Origin of the sequence: Tamlana crocina (assembly GCA_040429635.1) — a bacterium.
Lineage (GTDB): Bacteria > Bacteroidota > Bacteroidia > Flavobacteriales > Flavobacteriaceae > Flavisericum > Flavisericum crocinum.
In genome coordinates, this window is the sequence record CP158972.1 from 1,464,550 (window position 1) to 1,486,990 (window position 22,441).

A 22,441-nucleotide genomic window follows, 5' to 3' on the forward strand; every position below is an offset into this window, starting at 1 on the left:
TTTCGGTTTAACACTGACGTTAGCAATTTCGAGTGGATTCGGACGTAGTCGAATCCGCCGTAATTGCGGTTATACATTGTTGTGGTGTCGTTTTTATTATTTTTTCACTTAACTGTTTAGCGAATTCAGGTTCACAATAAACTTGATGCCCTTTGTCCAATAATATTTTGTATTCCAATTCCATCTTTTCTAACCATTCCATTTCTGGTTTAAACTCATCATTTTCTCCAAAGAACAGTTTTAGGCTTCCATTAGGTCTTTCAGTTTCTTTTCTTAATCTAGTTGAAGACACACAGGCAAGAGAATTAATTTTTCCACTTCTAATTCCATATTTCCAAGCTATAGTTCCACCTAAACTAAATGCTAAAATATTTATCGAGTGCTTTTCAATTTCAATTAGTTTATTCACTGCTTTTTCAATTCCGCCTTCAATAAATTGTTTGTGCAAGTTAGTTTGACTGTATTCTGTTTTGTCTATTTCTCCAAGTTCGCAACTATCGTAAAACTCAATATCAAATTTTGCTTCTAAAATTCGAGTATAATTTATTAACCATTCAGATTTTTCTCGACCCCACAAGTCTGAAATTATGATTAATCTTTCTTTCATAAACGATATTTTGTCAAATGCACCACAACGGTTTGGCTATGGTTTCGTTGCGGGAAATCCGCGAGGATTTTCCGCCGTAAACCGAAGATAGCAAATTTGCGAGGACTTTCCGAGAGGAAAGTCAGAAGCAATGAACTATAGCCGGTGTTAGGTGCAGTTTTTATTCTACTTTTTCTCTATTTAAACTTAAGTTAATGGTCAGATTTATAAGTCCTCTATCGATTGGCTGAAAATTTTTATTTGTCAAAATCACATGGGGATTTATGGTCAGTTTACCTTTTTCTCCACTAAACCCAAAAAACGGTACGAGTCTTAAAGTCCAATTATTAAAGTCCGTATATGTCACCAATTCTGTTCCAATGGCAATTCCCATTAGATTTATAAGTCCACTTATTTTTGGTCCAATAGTGAACTTTTCTGTATTCAATCCGATTTCGGTTCCTATTCCGTATTGAAATCCGCCTCCATGCAGTCCTCCGTACATTGTATTGTTGATTCCGATATCAAGTAGGTGGAAGTTTTTGTCATTAGGGTCTCCAAAGCTGTAACTATATCCAACTCCTAAATTTAGAGATTTATAATTCGCATAATCTCTTTCCTTTCGGTTTTGTCCAACACCGAGATTTATGAATCCGATTAAAAGTATGATTGTTATTCTGGTTTTCAATTTAGAGTTCTCTGTTTGTTCAAATTGCACCTAACGGTCTCGTATAACCGTCAGTTACGGTTTTAAAGTTAATAATTTTCGGTTTAGCACTGACGTTAGCAATTCCGAGTGGATTCGGACGTAGTCGAATCCGCCGTAATTGCGGTTATACATTGTTGTGTGTTCGTACTTTTTCATCTAATTGTATTTCGTATTCCAGGATAGATTTTTCCATTGAATCGAGTGCTTTCTTCTTCTGGATGGAAATAATAAATCTGTTTTTTATTCGAGTCTTTTACAGCATAACAATTATCAAAAAGTATTATTCCAGAGTCTATACTCCTCCAGTATTCTATTCTCGGAAACCATTCAGGAAAAATGTCTTTTACTAATTCGATTTGTGAGTGGAAAATTCCAATGTAGGTTTTGTCAATATGATTTTCTTTATCAAAGATTGAGCTATAGAGTTCCTCATTTTCGTAATCAAAAACTCCAAATACACATTTTGTACTTAAATAGGATATGTTTTTAATATTCTGCGCATCAGATTTTATTAATTCGACCGGAAACCAACCTGTTAATCTTGGGTTTTCAATTTCACTGAATTCATTGTAATTCTGATATTCTTGTAGATAATCTCCATTATTACAAGACACCAAAACCATTAGAACTAATATTCCAAAAAAAGATAAATTCAAATTTATATTCTTTAATTTCATTCAGTTTTCACGGTTTTTGGGTATGACACACAACGGTCTCGTATAACCGTCAGTTACGGGTTTAAAGTTAATGTTTTTCGGTTTAGCACAGACGTTAGCAATTCCGAGTGGATTCGGACGTAGTCGAATCCGCCGTAATTGCGGTTATACATTGTTAGGCACTGGCTTTTATTCAAATTTCAGTCTATTTTGATTGTCTGATTTTGATATGTGTTCAAATACTTTTTCAATCACATAACTGTTTTGGTCAATAATATATGTCTGTAAATCTTCGTCAAAATTTCGTCTTCGAGACAAGGTTACTTTCAAAGCATCTCCTTTCCTAAAAGCTTCATTTTTTGAGCCGTTCAAAAAAGTCGGCATCTTTTATTGAGGCTTTTATTGGATAACCTCTAAAAACAAAAGCCCATTTTGCGTGTCCCTCAAAGTGAATGGTTTTTATGATTAAAGTTGCTTCATCAGTTAGAATGTCAGATTCTGGCAGTTCTTCAATTTCTTGTGTTTCAATTTGGTCGATAAATTTTGGAAATTCTGTTCTGTTAATATTTATTACTTCTCTTTCTTCTTGTTCTATTTTCAAATCTTTTACATTTTCATCTTTATTCACAATTATAAAAGTCTGTTGAATTTTTTGATTAGCACCAGAATTTTGAGAAACATTATAAATTATTTTAGGTAGTTCTTTATCAACTATCTGTTTGTCTTCCAAAATTTGTTTTATTTCTTCTTCCGTTTTGTTTTGAGTTGCGTTTGTTGCGAATAAAATCAGAAGTCCAACTAATGTTCCAACAGTCAAGTCTCCCATTTTTTCTAAAATCAAATCTTTATACTTTGACTTTAGTTTTATTTTGAAACTTCCATTTTCGGGTGGTGAAACTTCAATAATCATATCGTTAGGATTGTAACCTAACTCATTATTGATTAAGTAAAGTAATTGTTTGTAGTTGTCTAAAAATTCAGTCAGAGTTTCAACTTTGATATTTCCGTCTCCGCCGAATTTTATGGTTAGTTGGTTATTTTCTATCATTCTGTTTTTTCAGCTTGTGCCTAACGGTCTCGTATAACCGTCAGTTACGGGATTAAAGTTAATGATTTTCGGTTAAGCACAGACGTTAGCAATTCCGAGTGGATTCGGACGCAGTCGAATCCGCCGTAATTGCGGTTATACATTGTTGGCACCAGTTTTTTTATTTTTATTCTGTAAATTCAATTTGTTTTGAGTTTATTGACGTGTCACTATCTTTAAATTTTATTGATTTAAATATATTCAAAATCAGTTCTTCATTTTTGATATTTTTACCGATTAAATTAAATCGGTTGTCTTTGTAGGCTTTTTCGATATAAATTCCTATAGTTCCATTTCCATTTGTTTTCGGTTTGGTCAGATAAGCGATTTTTCCATTTATAGTGTCCGTTGCGAAAAGTTGATTTTCTTTATTCTCTTCGTTTAATGAATAAGAGTACCAGCCATAATCAAAAGTCAACGAGTCAATTCCGTTTGTAATTCCGCCAACATAGCTGTCAATACCATTAAATTCAATTTTTTTCCAGTCAGTTGGTAATTCAATAGCAAAAGTTCCAAAGTTAAATTTGTCATTAGTTGATTTCTCAAAGTTTGAAGTTGTCAGGAAATAAATGCAGATTGCCAAAACCATAATTATTCCAAAATATAAAGTCGTTTTGTTCATTTCTCAAATTGGTGCCAACGGTCTCGTATAACCGTCAGTTACGGTTTTAAAGTTAATAATTTTCGGTTTAGCACTGACGTTAGCAATTCCGAGTGGATTCGGACGTAGTCGAATCCGCCGTAATTGCGGTTATACATTGTTGTGTGTTCGTACTTTTTCATCTAATTGTATTTCGTATTCCAGGATAGATTTTTCCATTGAATCGAGTGCTTTCTTCTTCTGGATGGAAATAATAAATCTGTTTTTTATTCGAGTCTTTTACAGCATAACAATTATCAAAAAGTATTATTCCAGAGTCTATACTCCTCCAGTATTCTATTCTCGGAAACCATTCAGGAAAAATGTCTTTTACTAATTCGATTTGTGAGTGGAAAATTCCAATGTAGGTTTTGTCAATATGATTTTCTTTATCAAAGATTGAGCTATAGAGTTCCTCATTTTCGTAATCAAAAACTCCAAATACACATTTTGTACTTAAATAGGATATGTTTTTAATATTCTGCGCATCAGATTTTATTAATTCGACCGGAAACCAACCTGTTAATCTTGGGTTTTCAATTTCACTGAATTCATTGTAATTCTGATATTCTTGTAGATAATCTCCATTATTACAAGACACCAAAACCATTAGAACTAATATTCCAAAAAAAGATAAATTCAAATTTATATTCTTTAATTTCATTCAGTTTTCACGGTTTTTGGGTATGACACACAACGGTTCGTATAACCGTCAGTTACGGGTTAATGTGTGTTAATTTTCGGTTTGGCACAGGCTTTTGCAATTCCGAGTGGATTCGGACATAGTCGAATCCGCCGTAATTGCGGTTATACATTGTTGTGGGTAGTACTTTTTCCAGTTTATATTTTCTTTAAGTTCCTAAATTCATATTTGTCAGTCGGACTATTTCTTTCAATTTCAATCTTGTAATTTTCTGATTGAAATGCTTTTTCAACAAATTCTTTTGCTTTTGAATATGCACAATGATAAGTTTCATACGAATCTTGCCAATGTCCATCGTGTTCATAGTCAACCGAAAAGGCATATTCGTGAAGTAATGAATTCGCTTTGGTTTCTATTCGTCCAGCGTTTTTACTTTTCAGAGCATAAAGTACTTTCCAGTCATTAAATCCAGCGTATTTAGTTCGATTAAGTGATTCAGCTCTGACCTCTACTGCTTTTGAAAATCCAATTTTCACAAGTTCGCCAGTCAAAGTTCCAGCGATATAGACTATTCCACCAGAGTCATTCCTTTTTTGAAATCCTAATGTCGCTGCATTGCATTGACAACAATGTCCGCTTCTGGTTCGTAAAGTATGTCCCTCTTTTTGGCAAGGTGTAACATTGTAAGCAACTAATTTATTCAGTTCTTTCATAATCACACGATATTCGGATTTTGAAAGTCCATCAGCATCGAATACATATTTTGGATGTACTTTTTGCTCTTTTAAAAATCTAATTTGTTCGCTTGTTAATCCTGCCATTTCGTTTTTCTCGTATTACCCACAACGGTCTCGGCTATGAGTAGTTGCGTGGGTTAGCACTTAATTTTGCAAGTACACACCAAGCTGAAAATCCGCAAGGATTTTCAGAAGTAGGCGAGAACAAGCAATTACTTATAGCCATTGTTAGGCAAAGTTATTTTTAATTTATTCTTTATTCGATTCGTACAATGCGACAAAGTCAGACTCTTTTAATATTCTGATGTTCTGTCCATTATTTTTCAGTTCTTCTGCTTTTCTGTGTTTCGAGCTTTTTTCCTTTCCCGAAAGTTTACTTATGTCTTGGTCTCCAACCACTAAAAGAGTTGTTTTCTTTGTAACTCCATTTACTACTTTACAACCAATTTCAGATGCAAGTAGTGAAGCTTCTCTTCTTGGAATTTGTAATGAACCTGTAAACACTAAAATTTCTCCAAATAGATTTCCATTTGGATTTCCCTCTTTTGAAATGGAATCACTATAATTTTTTGCATTTGCTAGAATAGGATTATTTACTCTTATAAGCCAATCATCAATGGTGTTCTCTTTTTCTTTAATTGCGGAAATTAAAATATGTGCACAAGCTTTAGCATCTTCTAAAGCATCGTGGTGATTAAAAGAGAAATTCAATTTTTTACAAACATTCGCAAGTCCATATCCTTTGTATGCAAATTCTTCCCAACATCTTCGAGAAACTTTCGCTGTGTCAATCCAACTGTTTTGGATTGAAGGAAGTCCGTATTTTTCGCAAGTTCGATTTATTGAAACTCGGTCAAAATGAGTGTGGCAAACGCAAATGTAATTTTCCAAATGTTGTTTAAGAAACTCGTACACTTCTGGGAATTTTGGACTGTCAACAACATCTTCTTCTGTAATATTATGTATTGATTCGTTCCAAAAATCAAAGTAATCTTCTGGGTTTAGTAGACTTGACCATTCTTTCTTTATTTGACCGTTTTCATAAATCACAAAACCAATTTGACAAATTGATGACATATCAGAGTTTGCAGTTTCAACGTCAATAGCTAAAAAGTCCATTAGTTAGCATTTTTTAATTTTTCTAAATCCATTGTAAACGTAACTCTCACTTTTGTTTTTGAGCAAGTCAATATCATTTCCTCGTCCATATCAATATTTAAGTCTTCTCCTCGAAGAGCTTGCCATTTAGCAATGTAATTTAATGCTCCGATTTTTTCTTTTTTCTTTAAAGCTTTTTCAACTCCGCCTTTATATCCAAGTACAGGCAATTCTCCTCTTTTTGCTTTTTCAGCTAATTCAGGTTCTTTTATTGCTAATGCTCTACCAACTTCATAATTCTTAATCAAGCCTTTGTCTTCTCGTTTCCAAGTTTCTTCCCAAGTCAAATTCTCTCTATCGGGTTCTAAAAAACTTCTATAAATTCTTGTCATTGTTGTTGGTTTTAATTTTGCCTAACGTGTTTGTGTATGATTTCGTTGCGTGTTTCAGCAACTAAATTAGCAAATACAAACCGAATAGAAAATCCGCGAGGATTTTCGTAAGTAGGCGAGTACTAGCAATGAATTATACACGGTGTTCTACGCAGTTTTTTTCCATAGGTTATTCAGCGACTTACTTACTTTTCCTTTTATTTCATAAAAATAAGCTCGATTTCCTTTTATAATTACTTTTTTATTTCTCGGCATTCTTTCTTTGTCGATAGGAATTATAACATCTATTTGGAAAAAATCAGATTCTTTATTTTTAGTTTTCAGTTCTATAAAATCTGTAAATCCGTAAGTGTAAACTCCGATTTTCTCAATATCTTTTTTTGCTATTCTAAAAGTATTTGTCGAGTCCAAATTCACTCTGTTTCTTATACGAGGCGCCCAAGCGCAACTCCCTTCTTTTAACCATTCTCTTGTTAAATGCTTGTATTTTCTTCTTTTGTTAAAGTACAGAGTTAGTAATTCAAATTCCGTTTTTTTCTTTTCAGTCAAATTTTGGTTTTCATAAAGCTCAACATAATGATTGACTTTAATTTCTATTGAGTCTTTAAGTCCGATTCGTTCTTCGGTAATATTAACAGTTGGTTCTCGCTTTTGTAAATCTGGGTTTAGAATAACCTCTCCATCTTTTAAAATCCACTTTCCTTCGTTTGTATAATCTTTAAAGGTCTGCGGATAAACATAATCTGTTGTTCTTAATTTAAAAGTTCCATCTGCTTTTAATTCCAACTCTGTTCCACTAAAATTTCCATTAACATCCATCAAATCTCCGTATATTCCAATATATTCGGATTTTTCATTCTGTGAGTGAACATTTATTGTCAGAAAGAAGATTGTTAATATGTATAATGTTTGTTTCATAATTGCGTAGAACGGTAAAGTGTATGAGTAGTAGCGGATTCCTACTCAGTAAATTTTCAGTTAATTACCGACTTTTATTTTATGGTCTGTCTTTCGTTTTATCACTTAAACCGCTATTACTTATACACATTGTTGTGCGCTGTTATCTTGACATTTCAACATCTCCTTCGGAAAAGTTAAATTTTATAGGTTGGTTAAAATATTTGCCATCCATAGTTTCTATATTGACTAAATATTTCCTTTTTATCAAACGCTCCGTTAAGGCTTTGTGTTTTTTAGTTATAATATTATCAATTAAAATAAGACCAGAAGAACTATTTGGAATAATATCTAAATTAAAAGTCTCTATTCTTAGTAAAAAAGGTCTTGATTTTATTTTGTTTTCAGGAATAAATGGTGTGCCGATTGATGGATTGTTTTCATTTGTTTCATAACCATTAGTAGGCTTAAGTTCCAAATCTTCAGTAAAATGAAGAGGAATCATATTTTTATAGTAATCAGAATGTCTAATTTGTCCTGAAATTGTAATTGACAGCGAAGTCAATATTTGACTACGATTACCATCTTTATCTATTCCTTCTGAATAAAATGGATGATATTCGACTTCTATATTGTCAAATATACTTGAGGGCCAAACTATTTCATCAATTAATGCTTTATCATCTGGTATGTTTGAAATATCAAATTTATCTTCATAGTAACAATCTTTTAATAATCTTATGCTTTCCTTAATTCTATCAATTAGCTTAATTTCAAATTCCTTAAAATAAAGCAAGTAATCATCAAACCTTTCATCTTTAATTACTTGTATTTGATTATAGGCATCATATAGAGTATTGAGGTTTATTTGTGTTCTTTCCAAGAATGTCACTTTATCTTTTTTTAAGGTTAGATTTAATAAGCCAAAAGGTTTAAATGAAGCTAATCTATAATCCACAGGTGCTGATTTATCTTTATCAAAATCAGCTAAGGTTGTACTTAAGTTTTCTAAAATTTCGCTTATTTTAATCGAACTTGAACTTGTTACAACAGGACTGAATGACTTGATGCCTTCAGAACCCTGAGCTAAATATGTTATTTCTACACGACCATGCTTGGAAATTTCTTTGAAAAGGTTATCTATATCAAGTTTTGTTTTAGCATCAACTGAACCAAAACCGTTAGCTTTGATATTCGCTGTTGCTGAATATTTAGAAATTATATGATTTTTGATTTCCTTTTCAATATTACTTATGCTTACAATTGCATACACAGAAGATTTTCTTGTTTCGAACCTAACATAATGTGTACCACACCTTGTAATAAAGTCTGAAAAATTACCATCATCTAGTAGTTTTTGAAATTGCGATTTAAGACTATTATCTTTTAACTTTAATCTTCCATGGCTTGTCTCTGCTTTAACCACAAAGTAAATTGAATTCGAGATATTCTTAAAATAGTGATTTAAGGTAAAGTCGTATGTTAAAGAACCACCACCACTTACTGCATCACTTAAGTTTAATGTCGATTTAATGTCAGAATGATAAGAAAGTTTAAAATCATTACTGACTTCTTTGTAGGAAGATATAAAAAGTGAAGATACTTCCGTTTTTACAGCTCCTCCGTCTATCCACTCCTTTTCTGAACTCGTGAAGCAGTCTTGCTTAGAATCAAATATAGAATTATAATCTATGCTTGCACCAAGATGTAAATTTGTTGAGGGGTCATAAGTTATAGTTATATCTTCTTGGGCATATGATTTTGCAACAAACACTATAAAGATATAAATAAAGATTAATTGAACTTTCATAATTAAATAATTATATATTTTCCTTCTGTTTTATTAGGCATATTAAAGAAATCAGTACTTCTTTCTTCTACATATTTGTAATTAGAATGTCGTAATTTTCCATCTTGTCCTGGTTCACCCCATTTTCCATTTTTACCTCTTTGTCCAATATTTCCTTTAGCACCTGTGTTTCCACATCCTCCATTATCACCATTGTCTTGCCATATATCTGGAATACCTTCTGCATGACCTTTTCCGCCACCGCAACCTCTACTACCAGGGCTTCCACCTTCGCCTCCTTCACCTCCTATACCAGGTCGTCCACCTTTTCCACCTTTATACTTAGCAACTACTTTCTTATCTATTCCTTGAAAAAGAAAATCTTGCATATTTGGTTCGCTAAAATATATTTCTATAAGACCTCCGTTGCCTCCACGACCACCATTTCCACCGTCTCCACCATCACCACCATCACCACCGTTTCCAGCATTTCCGCCTCTTCCACCATCACAAGCTGACCTGCCACATTCATTCCCATTTCCACCATTTCCACCTCGACCTCCGTTGCCACCTTCACCACCTACGCCACCTTTTTGTCCGTCTCCACCGTTGGCGCCATCTCCTCCTTGTGCTTCTATATCTATTTTAAGATTTTCATCAAGTGTAATTTTATTCAGTTCGATTAAAATATTCGATGAATGTGTTCCATTTTCTCCATTGCCACCATCAGAACCTCTTTTGCCTTTCGCACCATGTTTTCCATTTCCGCCTGCACCACCATTATGACAGCCTTTATTATAAAATTCAGGGACTAAACCATCCCACTTAGTACCACAACTTGCACTTCTTCCATTGCTACCATTTCCACCACTTTGAGCCTTTTGGGTTATTGGTGGTGCTTGTGTATTATTTGTTTGACCAGATTTTCCTAAAATACCTCTAATACTTTTTATCTTGACATGACCGCCAAGATATTTGGTCGGATAGAGTCCTAAATCACTTTTGGTATATATTATTCCATTGTTCTCAAATTTTATTTTATCAAATTTTAAGAATATTCTTCTAGCATTATCAGCATAAATATTTTCATCTTTATGACTAATTTCTACAAATCCACTTATTAAAAGCGTTTGACCAGATTTTCCAATAATACCATCATCTTCGATTAATAATTTTTGAGGGTTATTCGGGTCATTTGAGCCTAATTCAAAAATATCTTGCCCATAAATAATAGAGCTAATTAAAATCGTGATAATTGTCAAGAATTTACTTTTCATGTTTCTTTTATTATTTGGTTAGTAATTATTTCGTAATTGCGCACAACGGTCTCGTATAACCGTCAGTTACGGGATTAAATTAATGATTTTCGGTTAAGCACAGGCTTTAGCAATTCCGAGTGGATTCGGACGTAGTCGAATCCGCCGTAATTGCGGTTATACATTGTTGGCAACAGTTTTTTTCGTAACTAATAATATTTTAGTTTCCGTATACTTTTTAAAATTCAGATTCCGAAAATAGTTCTTTAGATTATTTCTGAGCTGATGTTTAATTCTGTCTGTTTGATTTTGGTCAGTATAATTAAAAAAAAGGTTTATTCTTTCCGCCTATTTTATGAAATTCCGCTTTTGTTCGATTCTAATTACGAACAGTTTTGAAATTTCCAAAAATTAAAGAGGTAATTAAAAGTCCTATTCCAATTCCGATAAAAGAACCCTTCGCAAAATCAGGTAATTCAAAAAATTGAGATACAATTTGTGAAGTTGAAATTACAATCATTCCAATTGATAATAAAATTAATGCTCTTCTTTTCGTTATTTTTTTCATTTGATTTTAGATTTTAAATAATTAGTATCTCAATTAAAGTATTTGTTACATTAAGTTCTAAGTTTCTCAACGTTTTGGCTAAATTGTTGCCAACGGTCTCGGCTATGAGTAGTTGCGTGGTTTAGCGGTTAATTTTGCAAGTACACACCAAACTGAAAATCTGCGAGGATTTTCAGAAGTAGGCGAGAACAAGCAATTACTTATAGCCATTGTTGTATGCAGTTATTTATTATAATAATTCTTAAACGAATCTCTAAAACAAATCAATGCTTCTGGATAACGTTTAATTATTTGTTTTTTTGCTCTTTTATAATTTGGTGGTATTATTCTTTGTGAATCTGAGTTTTCTACTTTCCGATGTTCCAATTTGTTTCTGCATTCGTAAAGGTTGTCCATTATTCTACCAGCTTTTTCAGCATCATTTTTCTTCTGATTAATTTGAATATATCTAGAGCGTTCTTGACCAGCATCACCTTGTTTTTCTGGTACTTCTTTTATTATTTCTTGAAGATAATGTAAAGCTAGGTGGTCAGTGAACCGAATAGCATTTTGTAACCAAGAATATAATGCTGAATTATCTTCGATTTTCTTGAAGGATGAAAACGTATTTAGGCAATTAGTGGCATCTCCTTGCGCTAGTTCATAAACAGCTGTTGTTAGTGCCTCTTCAAATTCAAATTGAATTTCATGGTCAATTACATCTTCATAGAAATAAATAAACGAATCTTCATTCATTCCTATTGTTTCTTCTTCCTTCTCGATAAGTCCAATTACTATAAGCTTATTAGAAGCAGTTAATTCTTTTCCTTCGCCAATTGAATCCTTTATGTCTTGAAGTGTTTTTAAATAATCCATTATAAAAACCAAGATTTTAGATTGTCAATTGGAATGTTAAGATTCTTTTGATGAATTAAATTTAGCACAGTTTCTTGTACATAAATTTCAGGTTCGGATTTAATTAAGTATGATAAAGAATCTGCTATCTGTGAATTGATTTTTATTTTTTCAACTAACATTTTGTAATAACCTAATCGTACAAGAGGACTTTCTTCTTTACTTATTTTCTTGATAATTGAATTGACCTTTTGACTATTAAAATCTAAAGTCTTACCATAAACAGCAAGTAGTTGATACTTTACCCATTCATAGTCTCTGAAGTCTTCGATTAGTTTATTGAACTCATCATTGTAATCTTTTAAATCAAAGTAATAAGTTAGATTCCAAATAAGGTTGTTCGCTTTCCAAAAGATTCTAGAAATACCAAATAACCAAATATCAACCATTTCATAATCTGGAACTTTGTCATCAATGTCAATTAAATTTTGAGTTATTAATCGCCATTTTTGTGATAGAGTTAAAAATCTCCTTACGAGTTTTACATCTTTTAGGAATGATGATTCCAATATGTTTTCATCTTTTGTGGCATAATAAATGTCGGTGAGTTCATCCTCAATTTCATGTATAGCATCATAGTAAAAGCTTAAAGCTTCTCTTTTATCAAGAGATTTAATATTTTTCTCCTCATCACCACTTATTTGAGTTGAATCATGCTCTAAAATATCTACGTCTATTTCTTTAGATTTTTTATTCTTTTTAATTTTTATACCTGATGAATCAAGTAATCTTCCTTTTTCGTTATCAGAGTGAGCAACTTCTTGAATTGAAGTCTTCTTGATATTTATGGATAATGATTTACTTTTTAGATGCCTATCAAAAATAATTAGGGCTGAATTAAGAGTCTTTTTGTTCGAATCGTAAATTCTAATATCATCCATAAACCTATAATAGATTAATCCATTTTTCATGGCTAACCTGTCAAGACTATCTAAAATTAGATTAGCGAAGAAATAAGAAGCTGCAGGTCCTTGTGGTATCCCAACACCAATAGTTTGAGAATCTCTCGTTCCTGACCAGAAATTAAGACACTTACCTAGTAATTCTAGAATATCATTGTCGATTTTGAAACCGTTCAGCTCTATTATTAAAGTTGAGTGAGGAATTGTGTCAAAAAAACTAGTAATGTCCGTTTCCAAACGAAACTTTATTGAGCGTTTATCCACTGTTTCGTTTATACTTTGTACAAAGCGATTGTAAAGACTTACATAATATTCAAAAAAGTAATAATCAATAACATCTTCCTCAAGTAGTTTGACTCCTTTTTTTACATCCGGATTTAAGACACTTCCAAATACAAAATGCCTGGTTTCGGCAAAATGGTCGTATGTAAATTCTGCTACATGGTTTGCAATCGCTTGATAAACAATCGCATCCTTTATTCCAAGTACAGTTTTAGTTCTTTGTGTACCATTGATTTTTGGTTCAAAATATTTAAACGGTCTACTTGGATTATATTTCCCAGAATTAATTTCTTCAGTGAGGTTTTTTAAGTTTTTAGTTAAGTTTGAGTTGAATACGCTAATTCCAAAGTAGTCTTTAGCGTCAGTCCCAACACTAGCTATAACTCGTTCCCATGCAAGTAGAATTGAATCAGGTGAAAAACAATTTTTAAATCCTTTACTATTCATTTAATATATTCTGTTTTCATAATTGCATACAACGGTCTCGGCTATACATCCGTTGCGGACGGATCCGCAGGATTTGTCCGCCGAAGAACGAATATAGCAATAATGTTGGAATTTTCGGCAGAAAATTCCGCCGCAATGGTTTATAGCCATTGTTGTTTATCAGTAGCGGCCCATAGGAGTGAGCAGGTCTGCTTGCGTTTCTGTTTTTTTAACGGCAAGAGTGATGTCGGATGTGTATGTCGGCCGTTTTTTTAAAAGTTCCTTTTTTAAGGTTTTGAGTGTTTTTTTTGTCCGCAAGGTTTTGTCGGTCAGGGCTTTTGCGCATTATTTTTAAATTTTAACCGGCAAGAGTGAGAATCCGCGTAATTATTTGTTGTCCGCTTGGTTTTTTGCGTTTAAGTTTTGACCCGTCCGAGTGATGTCGGCCGCTATTGTGGACAACGGTCTCGTATAACCGTCAGTTACGGATTTAAAGTTAATAATTTTCGGTTAAGAACTGGCGTTAGCAATTCCGAGTGGATTCGGACGTAGTCGAATCCGCCGTAATTGCGGTTATACATTGTTGTGGTTAGTTTTTTATTCAATTCGTTTAATATAATCGTTCATTTTCGGTTGGATATACCAAATTCCAATGAAGTAATACCAAATTCCGAAAAAGAGTCCAATTCCGTTCGATTCTTTTAATCCTTCTCTTTTTTCAAATTTTATTATTGTTCGAGAAGTCAAAATCATCAGTAAAAATATACTGAACATTGCGCCAAAATGGAATGGTAAAATTGTCTCCATATTTATATTTCCAGTCAGTATTAAAATCCACGCACTAATCAGATAAAGAGTTGGAAATCCGACAAGAATATTCAGTAACATTTTATTCATTCCGTTGGATTCCGTATTCTTTTTATTCAGTTCAATTCCAATTGAGTACATCCAAATCAAATAAGGAATTCCCAATAATGAAAGCCAAAATATATTCTTTGGTGTTTTGCTTAAATATCTTTTAGTCAAATCTGTTTTCAAAGTTTTTTTAAATTAACCACAACGGTCTCGTATAACCGTCAGTTACGGGTTAAAGTACGCAAATTTTTCGGTTTAGCACTGACGTTAGCAATTCCGAGTGGATTCGGACGTAGTCGAATCCGCCGTAATTGCGGTTATACATTGTTGTGGTTAGTTTTTTAATTCGGTTATTTTGATATTATTCAAGTTATTTATGATTCCGTCAAATTCTTTTTCGGTTAAACACCAGCGTTCATAAATCAATTCGTTTTCACTATTATAGCCTTCAATCCAAATGGTTTTTGAGTGTTCCATAGTTACTTTGTAGACGGAATCGACTACTTCTTTTTTATTGACTTGAGTTTTCGTTTTGGTGCTGAATTCCGATTTTTCAAATTCAAACTTTTCAACTTCAATTTTTTCTTTCTGTTTTTTTGCAGTTTTAAATATTTCTAAAAATTTAAAGAACTCTTTAAAAGCATTTTCGTCATTTTTTGGGTTTCTGTTGGATATTTGCCAGTGCCATCCGCCACTTTGTCCAAAATGTTCTGGTAAATGTCCGAGAATCCAGATATTGAAGTCAGAAAAATTGTTGAACTGTTCAGTTTCGAGCTGTTCTCTGTCGCAACCTATTCCAAAACCAGTTATAAAAGCATCTAAAGAATGGAAAGTGTATCCATTTCCCAAATACATTGCTTTCCTCTTTTCAAGATGCTCTAATATTTCATATAAATTTGGTTTTCGATAACTCATTTTCTCAAATTAACCACAACGGTTTCGGCTATGAGTAGTTGCGTGGTTTAGCACTTAACATTACAAGTACACACCAAACTGAAAATCCGTGAGGATTTTCAGAAGTAGGCGAGAACAAGCAATTACTTATAGCCATTGTTAGGCAACGTTTTTTATTATTTTTTCAATATCTGAGTCACTTTTTATTCCTTTTCCGTACTCTGTGAATTTATGTAGTAAAGGTTTCCAAGAGACCAATTCAACAATATTTTTGTCTATTAATAAATTCAAATATCTTTTAATTTCATCACTTGAATTATTTGTTGATTTAGCAACTTCGTTTATTGAAAACCAAATGTGTTCAATTGATTCAGTACAATTATCTGATTGCAACCATAATTCTTTAAAAAGCCTTTTCATTGTCTTAGGATTGTAATTATCAGTTACCAACTTTGAACTTTCGGGTGTTAACTCAAAGAATATGTTAATCTCATTTAAAAGTACTTTTTTTGGCTTATTCTGATTTAGAAGATTGTAAAATGGATTGTTAATTGATTTATCAATCAGTTTTCCATTCCGAATTTTCATTAAGTGTGGAAATCGGTTGTAATTTTTGAGCTTGTAAAGTGCTTTTGAAATAAATTCAGCATTATATTCCGATTCCACTTTTTTTCCATTTAGATACACGATTTCAATTCCATCTGTCAGATTCGGTATTATTTCTTCCTCGATATATTTTTTTGAGTTCTTCCGATTATTGTAACAGAAAAAATTCTTTCCACTATTTGCCGTCAAAAATTCAGAGTATTTTTTTTCAAATCGTTTTTGTTGAAAATGCAAAAACGGCATTGAAATTATAATAATTGGAAGCATTAGTATAAATAATGGAATTCCAATAACTATAACTAAAATTAGTCCGAATATGTTGTTAATCTGTTTCAATTTTCGTCTTTCAAATGTTGCCTAACGGTCTCGGCTATGAGTAGTTGCGTGGTTTAGCATTAAACTTTGCAAGTACACACCAAACTGAAAATCCGCGAGGATTTTCAGAAGTAGGCGAGAACAAGCAATTACTTATAGCCATTGTTGTGGTGTCGTTTTTATTCGATTAATTTAATAGATTCCGGATTACAAAATTTCAATATAGGATGTGATAAAATACTTCTCCTCATCAAATCAGTTAGTAAAATATGAGCATTTTGACTATCTACCAAAACTAATTTGTCAAATTGTTTCCCGGCATATATTGCTTTGTTTTTACAATCTTGTTTTGGGACAGCAATGATTTTATTTTCTTTTTCAATAAAGAAATTAAAATATACTCTTTCATAATCTTCGCTAACCTCAAATATTTTTTTGTTATACATACTTTTTAAAATGGTAAATCATCATCGTAATCATTAAAACTTTCGTTGTTAGTTGGCTTGTACGCTAATAACGGTACAGGTTGGTTTTTTAGTCTTAGTGTGGCTTCTTGGTATGAAATTCGTTCTAATTCTTGACTTCCGATTCCTATCCAAACTCGTTTGTCATTACAATTGTCTTTTGGGAATCCATAAGTGTATTGCGTTCCATTTACAATATAATTTTGAAATACCCTATACTGTCCATCTACAAGACTGAGTTTTAAGTCAGGTTTGGTATTTATTATTGTAGGTGTAACAGAAATGTTTTTTGGTGTTGTTACGGTAGTTTTGGTTTCAATTCGCGCATTTGTTTTAGGTGTAGTATATTTTGAACTACCTGAATAACCACCATATTTTTTATTAGACCAAGGTGATTTTGCTCCTGAAATTAGCCAATAAAATAAGACAATACCGATTATAAATATTATTCCGCTCATTTTTTAATTATAGTTTCCTATTTCTGATTGATTTTCATCTAGATAGTTTTCGGGTGATGGTAAAATCCAATTGAAATGAACTCCAGGATTTTCTTTTATTACCTTTCTAGCTTGAGCTCCAAACTCTTTATCTTTTAAATGGTAATCGGCAATAATGTCAAAATCATTGTTGTACAATATTTTATGCCATTTATCAATACATTCTAATTTTTCTTCTTTGGAAAACAATTTGTTGTCCGAATTTTTTAAACCAAATTTTTGCCACAAACTGAATAGGTTTTTTAAATCGGGTGTTTCATAATTTTCGAAACTAAACTTTTTTAAAAGCAACTTCTTTAGGAAGCTTTTTCTTTCCTTATTATAATAATCCTCAGATATTCTGATTGCTTTTAATTCGGATTCACTTGGTTTCATTATTTTCTCGATTTTTATTAAATGCACCACAACGGTTTGGGCTATGATTTCGTTACGGAATGGCACGCAGTGATATTCCGATTGAGAACGAAAGATAGCAAAAAGGCAGGAATTTTCCAGCGGAAAATTCCGCCGTAATGAATTATAGCCAGTGTTGTGCATAGTGTTTTTTATTTTTTAGGTTTCATTTTCCAAATAAGCCACGTCACTAAAAACGAGACAATAATTAGCAAAATAGAAACTCCGATATCTTTTAAATTCCAATTTGGACTTGGAACATAATCTCTATGAAAATCGACTAACGTTCCAAATGTCACTTTGTAAGTTGTCCAAAGTCCGTGTAACAATGCAAATCCAAAAGCACCAATCCACATTATTTTTTTGTTTATAATAATCGGTCCAATCAGCAGTAGAGTAGAGATAATTATTAAAATCAGCATATCAATCCTGAATGGACTAAAGTCATATTTATATTTCACGAAATTCAGTCCGACAAATATCCACAAGAGTAAAATTCCACCGTAAATCAGGCGTTGTTTTTTCTCGTTTTTCAGATATTCAGTTATAGAAATTCCGTTTTTCAATTCAGTCGTTTTTCAGTTCTCCGAAACGTTGCGATACATTATGCACAACGGTCTCGGCTATACATCCGTTGCGGACGGATCCGCAGGATTTGTCCGCCGAAGAACGAATATAGCAATAATGTTGGAATTTTCGGCAGAAAATTCCGCCGCAATGGTTTATAGCCATTGTTGTTTATCAGTAGCGGCCCATAGGAGTGAGCAGGTCTGCTTGCGTTTCTGTTTTTTTTAACGGCAAGAGTGATGTCGGATGTGTATGTCGGCCGTTTTTTTAAAAGTTCCTTTTTTAAGGTTTTGAGTGTTTTTTTTGTCCGCAAGGTTTTGTCGGTCAGGGCTTTTGCGCATTATTTTTAAATTTTAACCGGCAAGAGTGAGAATCCGCGTAATTATTTGTTGTCCGCTTGGTTTTTTGCGTTTAAGTTTTGACCCGTCCGAGTGATGTCGGCCGCTATTGTGGACAACGTGTTTGTATAAGGAAAGTTGCGTGTTTGTGTGTGAGGATTTTCCGAAGGAAAATCAGAAGCAAGCAAACGAGCAACTAACTTTGGTTTAGCTAAAACTAGCAATTTTTTTTATACGGTGTTAGGCAACGTTTTATTAAAATCTAAGTCCAAGGCCAATTTTTAACTGATTGTAATTTACTCCAATTGTCTCATTATTGAAATCTGACTTATTGAAAGTCCGTATTGAATGAAAATATGATTGAATAAATAAGTTATTACTTAAATCATATTGAATTCCTAATTTTATATTAAAACCTAAATCTTTTTCTTTTCGTGTTTCAATTGTTGTGAATTCGTTCGTTCCCCTGAGGTATTGATAATCATAATTCAGTAGAGTAAGTCCAGCTCCCGCAAAAGGATGAAGTTTTTCAGCCGAAGGTATAGTCATTTCAGCGAATCCGTCAAAGTGATAGAAAAAGAAATTCCGATTCAAGTCCTGATTGCTGAAATTAATGTCTCCTTTTAAATAGTCGAAAGTTACCGATGCACCATAACCAAATAGTTCACTTGTTGCAAATCTATAATTAATACTCGCATCAATAATTCCAGAAAGATTTTCAAATCCATTTGACATTGCTAACGGGTAATTGACTTCTACGCTAAATTTTTTGTTTTGTGAAAATGTCGTTAATGATATAAAAAATAGGAATACTAAAGTGTGTTTTGTTTTCATTCAGTGGTTTTGATTAAGGTTTGTTTCAAATGTTGCCTAACGGTCTCGGCTATACATCCGTTGCGGACGGATCCGCAGGATTTGTCCGCCGAAGAACGAATATAGCAATAATGTTGGAATTTTCGGCAGAAAATTCCGCCGCAATGGTTTATAGCCATTGTTGTTTATCAGTAGCGGCCCATAGGAGTGAGCAGGTCTGCTTGCGTTTCTGTTTTTTTAACGGCAAGAGTGATGTCGGATGTGTATGTCGGCCGTTTTTTTAAAAGTTCCTTTTTTAAGGTTTTGAGTGTTTTTTTTGTCCGCAAGGTTTTGTCGGTCAGGGCTTTTGCGCATTATTTTTAAATTTTAACCGGCAAGAGTGAGAATCCGCGTAATTATTTGTTGTCCGCTTGGTTTTTTGCGTTTAAGTTTTGACCCGTCCGAGTGATGTCGGCCGCTATTGTGGACAACGGCTCCGGCTATGAGTAGTTGCGTGGGTTAGCGTTTAACTTTTCAAGTACGCACCAAGTTGGAAATTCCGCAGGAATTTCAAAAGTAGGCGAGAACAAGCAATTACTTATAGCCATTGTTGTAAAACGTACTTTTTTATACTTCAATTGATATATTCACTTTCCCGCCAAGTCCTTTTTCAACAATGTCAAATAAGGTCTTTAAGGTCAGATTGCTGCCGTTATTTTCCACACGTGAAATGTAAGTTCTTTTCTTGTCAATCAATTCGCCAAGTTGCTCTTGAGTCAGATTTTTTTCCTCACGTGCGTTTCGTAAAAGCAATCCGATTTTAAAGGATTCAAAATCTCTTTCGAGTTCGTCTCTGCGTTCAGTTCCTTTTTTTCCGTAAACTGTGTCTTTTATGTCTTTCCAACTTTTAGTTTCCATTGCCTTTGTTTTTTTCTTCGTAATACTCTTTCATTAATCACAGCTTTGTCGATTTCTTTTTTCGGTGTTTTCTGCGTCTTTTTTGTAAATCCGTTTAAAAGGATTACTAACTTACCTTCATCGAAGAAGCAAAAAACTCGCCAAATATTCGAACCTAATTTTATTCGAGCTTCATAAAGTCCTTTGTGACTTTTCATTGGTGCCAAATATGTTTTCGGTACGTGCTGATAGGTTTCGATTATTTCAATGACCTTAAATATCTTGTCCTGAACTTTTTTCGGCTGAGCAAGTAGAAATTCCTCAAAATAATTCTTGTATTGTATTACTAGCCTAACTTTGTCCATCAAGACAAATGTAACTTAAAAGTTACTATTTTCAAAATTTCAGAAGTTGATTTTTTGAGTTCCGAGCGTTCTTTAGGTATGTTTTACAACGGTCTAGTATATGAAAAGTAGCGCTGAAAATAAGCGATTTCTTTTCGGATTGAACACAAGCCGAATTTTTAAATTTTACTAATTATTTTATTTTTGGGAATTTGTCAAATTTAAAAATTTGGCGACTTTCCAAAAATGCCCAAACCATAGTGTTAGCAATGACTTGCGCTATTTTTTATATACATTGTTACCCACTGGCTTTATACCAATGTTCTTAATTCGTTCTGAAACTCTAAAGCTATTTCTTTGTTTTCTTTTTTCCAACGATTAAAAAGTTTTGAATACGTATTACCAAAGTATTTTTTATTATTCAAGTCCTCAAACCATCTTTTATGTGTTCCTTTGCTTGAATCGGTATAATTATTAAAACAAGTCTGTTTTGTGAAATTAATATTATCATCCCAAAAATCATCATTATCAGATAGGTTGAATAAAAATTCATACATAACTGTTTCTGGTCTAGATTTTTCAGGTAAAAAAATTGTCTTTTTAGGTTTCTTCTTTGTTTTAAATTTTTCTTTAACGTCTCCGTCTAACACAAATCCTACGTCTTTAAAAATACTGTGTTTAGATTCAGCCATTGAAAGTAATGTTCCGTCAGGAAATGGGCCTTTTTCCACTTGAACCATTTTTTTCAAATCACTTCCGTTTAGAAGATTATTAACCCAATATTCAGCGACTTTGTCCTCACAAATAAATTTTTTCTTAATTATTTTATCAACTTGCTTTATTTGATTTTTAATTTTATTTGCGACATAGTCGTAAGATGGATTTAATACATTACTTACCAAATCGTCTTTTAAAACTAGATGATTCAATACAGTATCGTCACCCAATTTTGTTTCTAAGTGTTGAAGTATTTCTAATGAATGCGTTGTAAATATGATTTGTAGATTTAAAACTGATGCAAAACGATAAAGTTTATCAATTAAATTTATCTGAGAACCAGCATACAGGGAAGCATCAATTTCATCTATCAAGATTATTCCGCCTTTATATTCGTCTTCTAGTTCATCTTTTAATTTTTGATATGAAAGAACCGAAGATATAATTTGGCCAATGTTATCTTGACCAGCGGAATTACCTAAATGACCATAATTTTCAGTTTTCATTGCTAATAAATCTTTGTTAGAAGATTTTATAGATTCAGGCTTAATTTTATTATCTATTAATATTAAAATTTCTTTTGCTAGACGCGAAAACGTAGAAATGTATTTCGGTGGAACTGATTTATTTTTTACCGTTATTTTTCTTTCTGTTGCTAGTGGAATCAGTCTTTTTAACCCTAAATATATTATTGGAAAATCTAAAGCATTACCTCTTCCATCAAAATCAGTCCTATATCTTGAAGGTGATTTATCCGTTTTCTGTTGGAATCTTGTAGTTATTGTTTTATCACTTTCTATTAAAGCAGAATCTTCTTTATAAGTGAAAACAACTTTGTAACTTTTATCAAAATCGTTTGTGGGACAAAACTTGAAAACATATTTAAAATCTTCTTTAAAAAGTTCCTCATTAAGTCTTTTGTTCTTTTTTTTAAAATCGCAAAGTTGAGCTACCCAACCTAAAATTGAAGATTTGCCAGTTCCGTTTTGTCCAGAAATAATTGTTAGTTTATCTCCAAAAACAATCTCGGTGTTTTTGATGTGTCTGAAATTATCAATCTGTAACTTTTTTATTTTCATTCACGATGTTTTTTTAGCTTGTGGGTAACTTAATTATATAAATACCTTCATTCGTTATAAACAACCATTGTGGTTGGCTATGCGGAATAAATGGCTTTTTTTGTTCGTGTTTTATTTACAA

At 32.6% G+C, this 22,441-nt stretch carries 27 protein-coding genes; all 27 read right to left on the reverse strand.

The annotated features are described in order from the left end of the window. Nucleotides 1-19: 19 nt before the first annotated feature. Nucleotides 20-607 (reverse strand): alpha/beta hydrolase, encoded by a 588-nt coding sequence (locus tag ABI125_06575; GenBank protein ID XCF07516.1) that lies wholly within the window; start codon nucleotides 605-607, stop codon nucleotides 20-22. A gap of 160 nt (nucleotides 608-767) precedes the next feature. Beyond that, the gene (locus ABI125_06580; GenBank protein XCF07517.1) at nucleotides 768-1,274 is read right to left on the reverse strand and encodes a hypothetical protein; all 507 of its coding nucleotides are present in this window, start codon (nucleotides 1,272-1,274) and stop codon (nucleotides 768-770) included. 173 nt (nucleotides 1,275-1,447) lie between these two features. Next, nucleotides 1,448-1,972, reverse strand: a complete 525-nt coding sequence (locus ABI125_06585; GenBank protein XCF07518.1) for a hypothetical protein — start codon at nucleotides 1,970-1,972, stop codon at nucleotides 1,448-1,450. A 168-nt stretch (nucleotides 1,973-2,140) separates the two neighbouring features. Further along, nucleotides 2,141-2,323: a hypothetical protein gene (locus ABI125_06590; protein ID XCF07519.1), complete on the reverse strand. Its 183-nt coding sequence runs from the start codon at nucleotides 2,321-2,323 to the stop codon at nucleotides 2,141-2,143. Next, entirely contained in the window at nucleotides 2,304-2,999 is a 696-nt protein-coding gene (locus ABI125_06595) for a hypothetical protein (protein XCF07520.1), read from the reverse strand. Before ABI125_06595 ends, ABI125_06590 begins: the two co-directional genes overlap by 20 nt. A 166-nt stretch (nucleotides 3,000-3,165) precedes the next feature. Further along, on the reverse strand, nucleotides 3,166-3,660 hold the full coding sequence (locus tag ABI125_06600; GenBank protein ID XCF07521.1) for a hypothetical protein: 495 nt from the start codon (nucleotides 3,658-3,660) through the stop codon (nucleotides 3,166-3,168). 157 nt (nucleotides 3,661-3,817) lie between these two features. Continuing rightward, nucleotides 3,818-4,342, reverse strand: coding sequence for a hypothetical protein (locus ABI125_06605; GenBank protein XCF07522.1), 525 nt, complete (start codon nucleotides 4,340-4,342; stop codon nucleotides 3,818-3,820). Between the two features lie 176 nt (nucleotides 4,343-4,518). Continuing rightward, a complete protein-coding gene (locus ABI125_06610; GenBank protein ID XCF07523.1) occupies nucleotides 4,519-5,142 on the reverse strand; it encodes a GIY-YIG nuclease family protein in 624 nt (207 codons plus the stop codon). A 165-nt stretch (nucleotides 5,143-5,307) separates the two neighbouring features. After that, the gene (locus ABI125_06615; GenBank protein ID XCF07524.1) at nucleotides 5,308-6,177 is read right to left on the reverse strand and encodes an exonuclease domain-containing protein; all 870 of its coding nucleotides are present in this window, start codon (nucleotides 6,175-6,177) and stop codon (nucleotides 5,308-5,310) included. Further along, entirely contained in the window at nucleotides 6,177-6,548 is a 372-nt protein-coding gene (locus tag ABI125_06620) for a hypothetical protein (protein XCF07525.1), read from the reverse strand. The genes ABI125_06615 and ABI125_06620 overlap by 1 nt, the downstream gene beginning before the upstream one ends. A 147-nt stretch (nucleotides 6,549-6,695) precedes the next feature. Then, a complete protein-coding gene (locus tag ABI125_06625; GenBank protein XCF07526.1) occupies nucleotides 6,696-7,466 on the reverse strand; it encodes a hypothetical protein in 771 nt (256 codons plus the stop codon). Nucleotides 7,467-7,608: 142 nt separating this feature from the next. Further along, on the reverse strand, nucleotides 7,609-9,255 hold the full coding sequence (locus ABI125_06630) for a hypothetical protein (protein ID XCF07527.1): 1,647 nt from the start codon (nucleotides 9,253-9,255) through the stop codon (nucleotides 7,609-7,611). 2 nt (nucleotides 9,256-9,257) lie between these two features. Beyond that, nucleotides 9,258-10,511 carry a hypothetical protein gene (locus ABI125_06635; protein ID XCF07528.1) on the reverse strand — a complete coding sequence of 418 codons (1,254 nt, stop codon included), beginning with the start codon at nucleotides 10,509-10,511 and terminating at the stop codon, nucleotides 9,258-9,260. 358 nt (nucleotides 10,512-10,869) lie between these two features. Next, nucleotides 10,870-11,058 carry a hypothetical protein gene (locus tag ABI125_06640; protein XCF07529.1) on the reverse strand — a complete coding sequence of 63 codons (189 nt, stop codon included), beginning with the start codon at nucleotides 11,056-11,058 and terminating at the stop codon, nucleotides 10,870-10,872. A 222-nt stretch (nucleotides 11,059-11,280) separates the two neighbouring features. Further along, a complete protein-coding gene (locus tag ABI125_06645; GenBank protein ID XCF07530.1) occupies nucleotides 11,281-11,913 on the reverse strand; it encodes a hypothetical protein in 633 nt (210 codons plus the stop codon). Further along, a complete protein-coding gene (locus ABI125_06650) occupies nucleotides 11,913-13,583 on the reverse strand; it encodes an RNA-directed DNA polymerase (GenBank protein ID XCF07531.1) in 1,671 nt (556 codons plus the stop codon). The genes ABI125_06645 and ABI125_06650 overlap by 1 nt, the downstream gene beginning before the upstream one ends. A gap of 576 nt (nucleotides 13,584-14,159) precedes the next feature. Continuing rightward, the gene (locus ABI125_06655) at nucleotides 14,160-14,600 is read right to left on the reverse strand and encodes a hypothetical protein (protein ID XCF07532.1); all 441 of its coding nucleotides are present in this window, start codon (nucleotides 14,598-14,600) and stop codon (nucleotides 14,160-14,162) included. 150 nt (nucleotides 14,601-14,750) lie between these two features. Then, nucleotides 14,751-15,332, reverse strand: coding sequence for a hypothetical protein (locus ABI125_06660; GenBank protein ID XCF07533.1), 582 nt, complete (start codon nucleotides 15,330-15,332; stop codon nucleotides 14,751-14,753). A 138-nt stretch (nucleotides 15,333-15,470) separates the two neighbouring features. Next, a complete protein-coding gene (locus ABI125_06665; protein ID XCF07534.1) occupies nucleotides 15,471-16,253 on the reverse strand; it encodes a hypothetical protein in 783 nt (260 codons plus the stop codon). A gap of 158 nt (nucleotides 16,254-16,411) precedes the next feature. Further along, nucleotides 16,412-16,678, reverse strand: coding sequence for a hypothetical protein (locus ABI125_06670; protein ID XCF07535.1), 267 nt, complete (start codon nucleotides 16,676-16,678; stop codon nucleotides 16,412-16,414). 5 nt (nucleotides 16,679-16,683) lie between these two features. After that, nucleotides 16,684-17,154 carry a hypothetical protein gene (locus tag ABI125_06675; protein ID XCF07536.1) on the reverse strand — a complete coding sequence of 157 codons (471 nt, stop codon included), beginning with the start codon at nucleotides 17,152-17,154 and terminating at the stop codon, nucleotides 16,684-16,686. A gap of 3 nt (nucleotides 17,155-17,157) precedes the next feature. Continuing rightward, nucleotides 17,158-17,730 carry a hypothetical protein gene (locus tag ABI125_06680; GenBank protein XCF07537.1) on the reverse strand — a complete coding sequence of 191 codons (573 nt, stop codon included), beginning with the start codon at nucleotides 17,728-17,730 and terminating at the stop codon, nucleotides 17,158-17,160. Between the two features lie 8 nt (nucleotides 17,731-17,738). After that, on the reverse strand, nucleotides 17,739-18,152 hold the full coding sequence (locus ABI125_06685) for a hypothetical protein (protein ID XCF07538.1): 414 nt from the start codon (nucleotides 18,150-18,152) through the stop codon (nucleotides 17,739-17,741). Nucleotides 18,153-18,746: 594 nt separating this feature from the next. Then, nucleotides 18,747-19,325, reverse strand: coding sequence for an outer membrane beta-barrel protein (locus ABI125_06690; GenBank protein XCF07539.1), 579 nt, complete (start codon nucleotides 19,323-19,325; stop codon nucleotides 18,747-18,749). 585 nt (nucleotides 19,326-19,910) lie between these two features. After that, nucleotides 19,911-20,201: a helix-turn-helix transcriptional regulator gene (locus ABI125_06695; GenBank protein XCF07540.1), complete on the reverse strand. Its 291-nt coding sequence runs from the start codon at nucleotides 20,199-20,201 to the stop codon at nucleotides 19,911-19,913. Next, complete coding sequence (locus tag ABI125_06700) at nucleotides 20,174-20,545, reverse strand: type II toxin-antitoxin system RelE/ParE family toxin (protein ID XCF07541.1); 372 nt, start codon at nucleotides 20,543-20,545, stop codon at nucleotides 20,174-20,176. Before ABI125_06700 ends, ABI125_06695 begins: the two co-directional genes overlap by 28 nt. 290 nt (nucleotides 20,546-20,835) lie before the next feature. Continuing rightward, on the reverse strand, nucleotides 20,836-22,320 hold the full coding sequence (locus ABI125_06705) for an AAA family ATPase (protein XCF07542.1): 1,485 nt from the start codon (nucleotides 22,318-22,320) through the stop codon (nucleotides 20,836-20,838). Nucleotides 22,321-22,441: the final 121 nt, after the last annotated feature.

Bases quoted from the DNA above. Each gene is read 5' to 3' on its own strand.
- ABI125_06575 (XCF07516.1), bottom strand. From the start codon at position 607: ATGAAAGAAAGATTAATCATAATTTCAGACTTGTGGGGTCGAGAAAAA.
- ABI125_06585 (XCF07518.1), bottom strand. From the start codon at position 1,972: ATGAAATTAAAGAATATAAATTTGAATTTATCTTTTTTTGGAATATTA.
- ABI125_06595 (XCF07520.1), bottom strand. From the start codon at position 2,999: ATGATAGAAAATAACCAACTAACCATAAAATTCGGCGGAGACGGAAAT.
- ABI125_06600 (XCF07521.1), bottom strand. From the start codon at position 3,660: ATGAACAAAACGACTTTATATTTTGGAATAATTATGGTTTTGGCAATC.
- ABI125_06605 (XCF07522.1), bottom strand. From the start codon at position 4,342: ATGAAATTAAAGAATATAAATTTGAATTTATCTTTTTTTGGAATATTA.
- ABI125_06610 (XCF07523.1), bottom strand. From the start codon at position 5,142: ATGGCAGGATTAACAAGCGAACAAATTAGATTTTTAAAAGAGCAAAAA.
- ABI125_06615 (XCF07524.1), bottom strand. From the start codon at position 6,177: ATGGACTTTTTAGCTATTGACGTTGAAACTGCAAACTCTGATATGTCA.
- ABI125_06620 (XCF07525.1), bottom strand. From the start codon at position 6,548: ATGACAAGAATTTATAGAAGTTTTTTAGAACCCGATAGAGAGAATTTG.
- ABI125_06625 (XCF07526.1), bottom strand. From the start codon at position 7,466: ATGAAACAAACATTATACATATTAACAATCTTCTTTCTGACAATAAAT.
- ABI125_06630 (XCF07527.1), bottom strand. From the start codon at position 9,255: ATGAAAGTTCAATTAATCTTTATTTATATCTTTATAGTGTTTGTTGCA.
- ABI125_06635 (XCF07528.1), bottom strand. From the start codon at position 10,511: ATGAAAAGTAAATTCTTGACAATTATCACGATTTTAATTAGCTCTATT.
- ABI125_06640 (XCF07529.1), bottom strand. From the start codon at position 11,058: ATGAAAAAAATAACGAAAAGAAGAGCATTAATTTTATTATCAATTGGA.
- ABI125_06645 (XCF07530.1), bottom strand. From the start codon at position 11,913: ATGGATTATTTAAAAACACTTCAAGACATAAAGGATTCAATTGGCGAA.
- ABI125_06650 (XCF07531.1), bottom strand. From the start codon at position 13,583: ATGAATAGTAAAGGATTTAAAAATTGTTTTTCACCTGATTCAATTCTA.
- ABI125_06660 (XCF07533.1), bottom strand. From the start codon at position 15,332: ATGAGTTATCGAAAACCAAATTTATATGAAATATTAGAGCATCTTGAA.
- ABI125_06670 (XCF07535.1), bottom strand. From the start codon at position 16,678: ATGTATAACAAAAAAATATTTGAGGTTAGCGAAGATTATGAAAGAGTA.
- ABI125_06675 (XCF07536.1), bottom strand. From the start codon at position 17,154: ATGAGCGGAATAATATTTATAATCGGTATTGTCTTATTTTATTGGCTA.
- ABI125_06680 (XCF07537.1), bottom strand. From the start codon at position 17,730: ATGCACAACACTGGCTATAATTCATTACGGCGGAATTTTCCGCTGGAA.
- ABI125_06690 (XCF07539.1), bottom strand. From the start codon at position 19,325: ATGAAAACAAAACACACTTTAGTATTCCTATTTTTTATATCATTAACG.
- ABI125_06695 (XCF07540.1), bottom strand. From the start codon at position 20,201: ATGGAAACTAAAAGTTGGAAAGACATAAAAGACACAGTTTACGGAAAA.
- ABI125_06700 (XCF07541.1), bottom strand. From the start codon at position 20,545: ATGGACAAAGTTAGGCTAGTAATACAATACAAGAATTATTTTGAGGAA.
- ABI125_06705 (XCF07542.1), bottom strand. From the start codon at position 22,320: ATGAAAATAAAAAAGTTACAGATTGATAATTTCAGACACATCAAAAAC.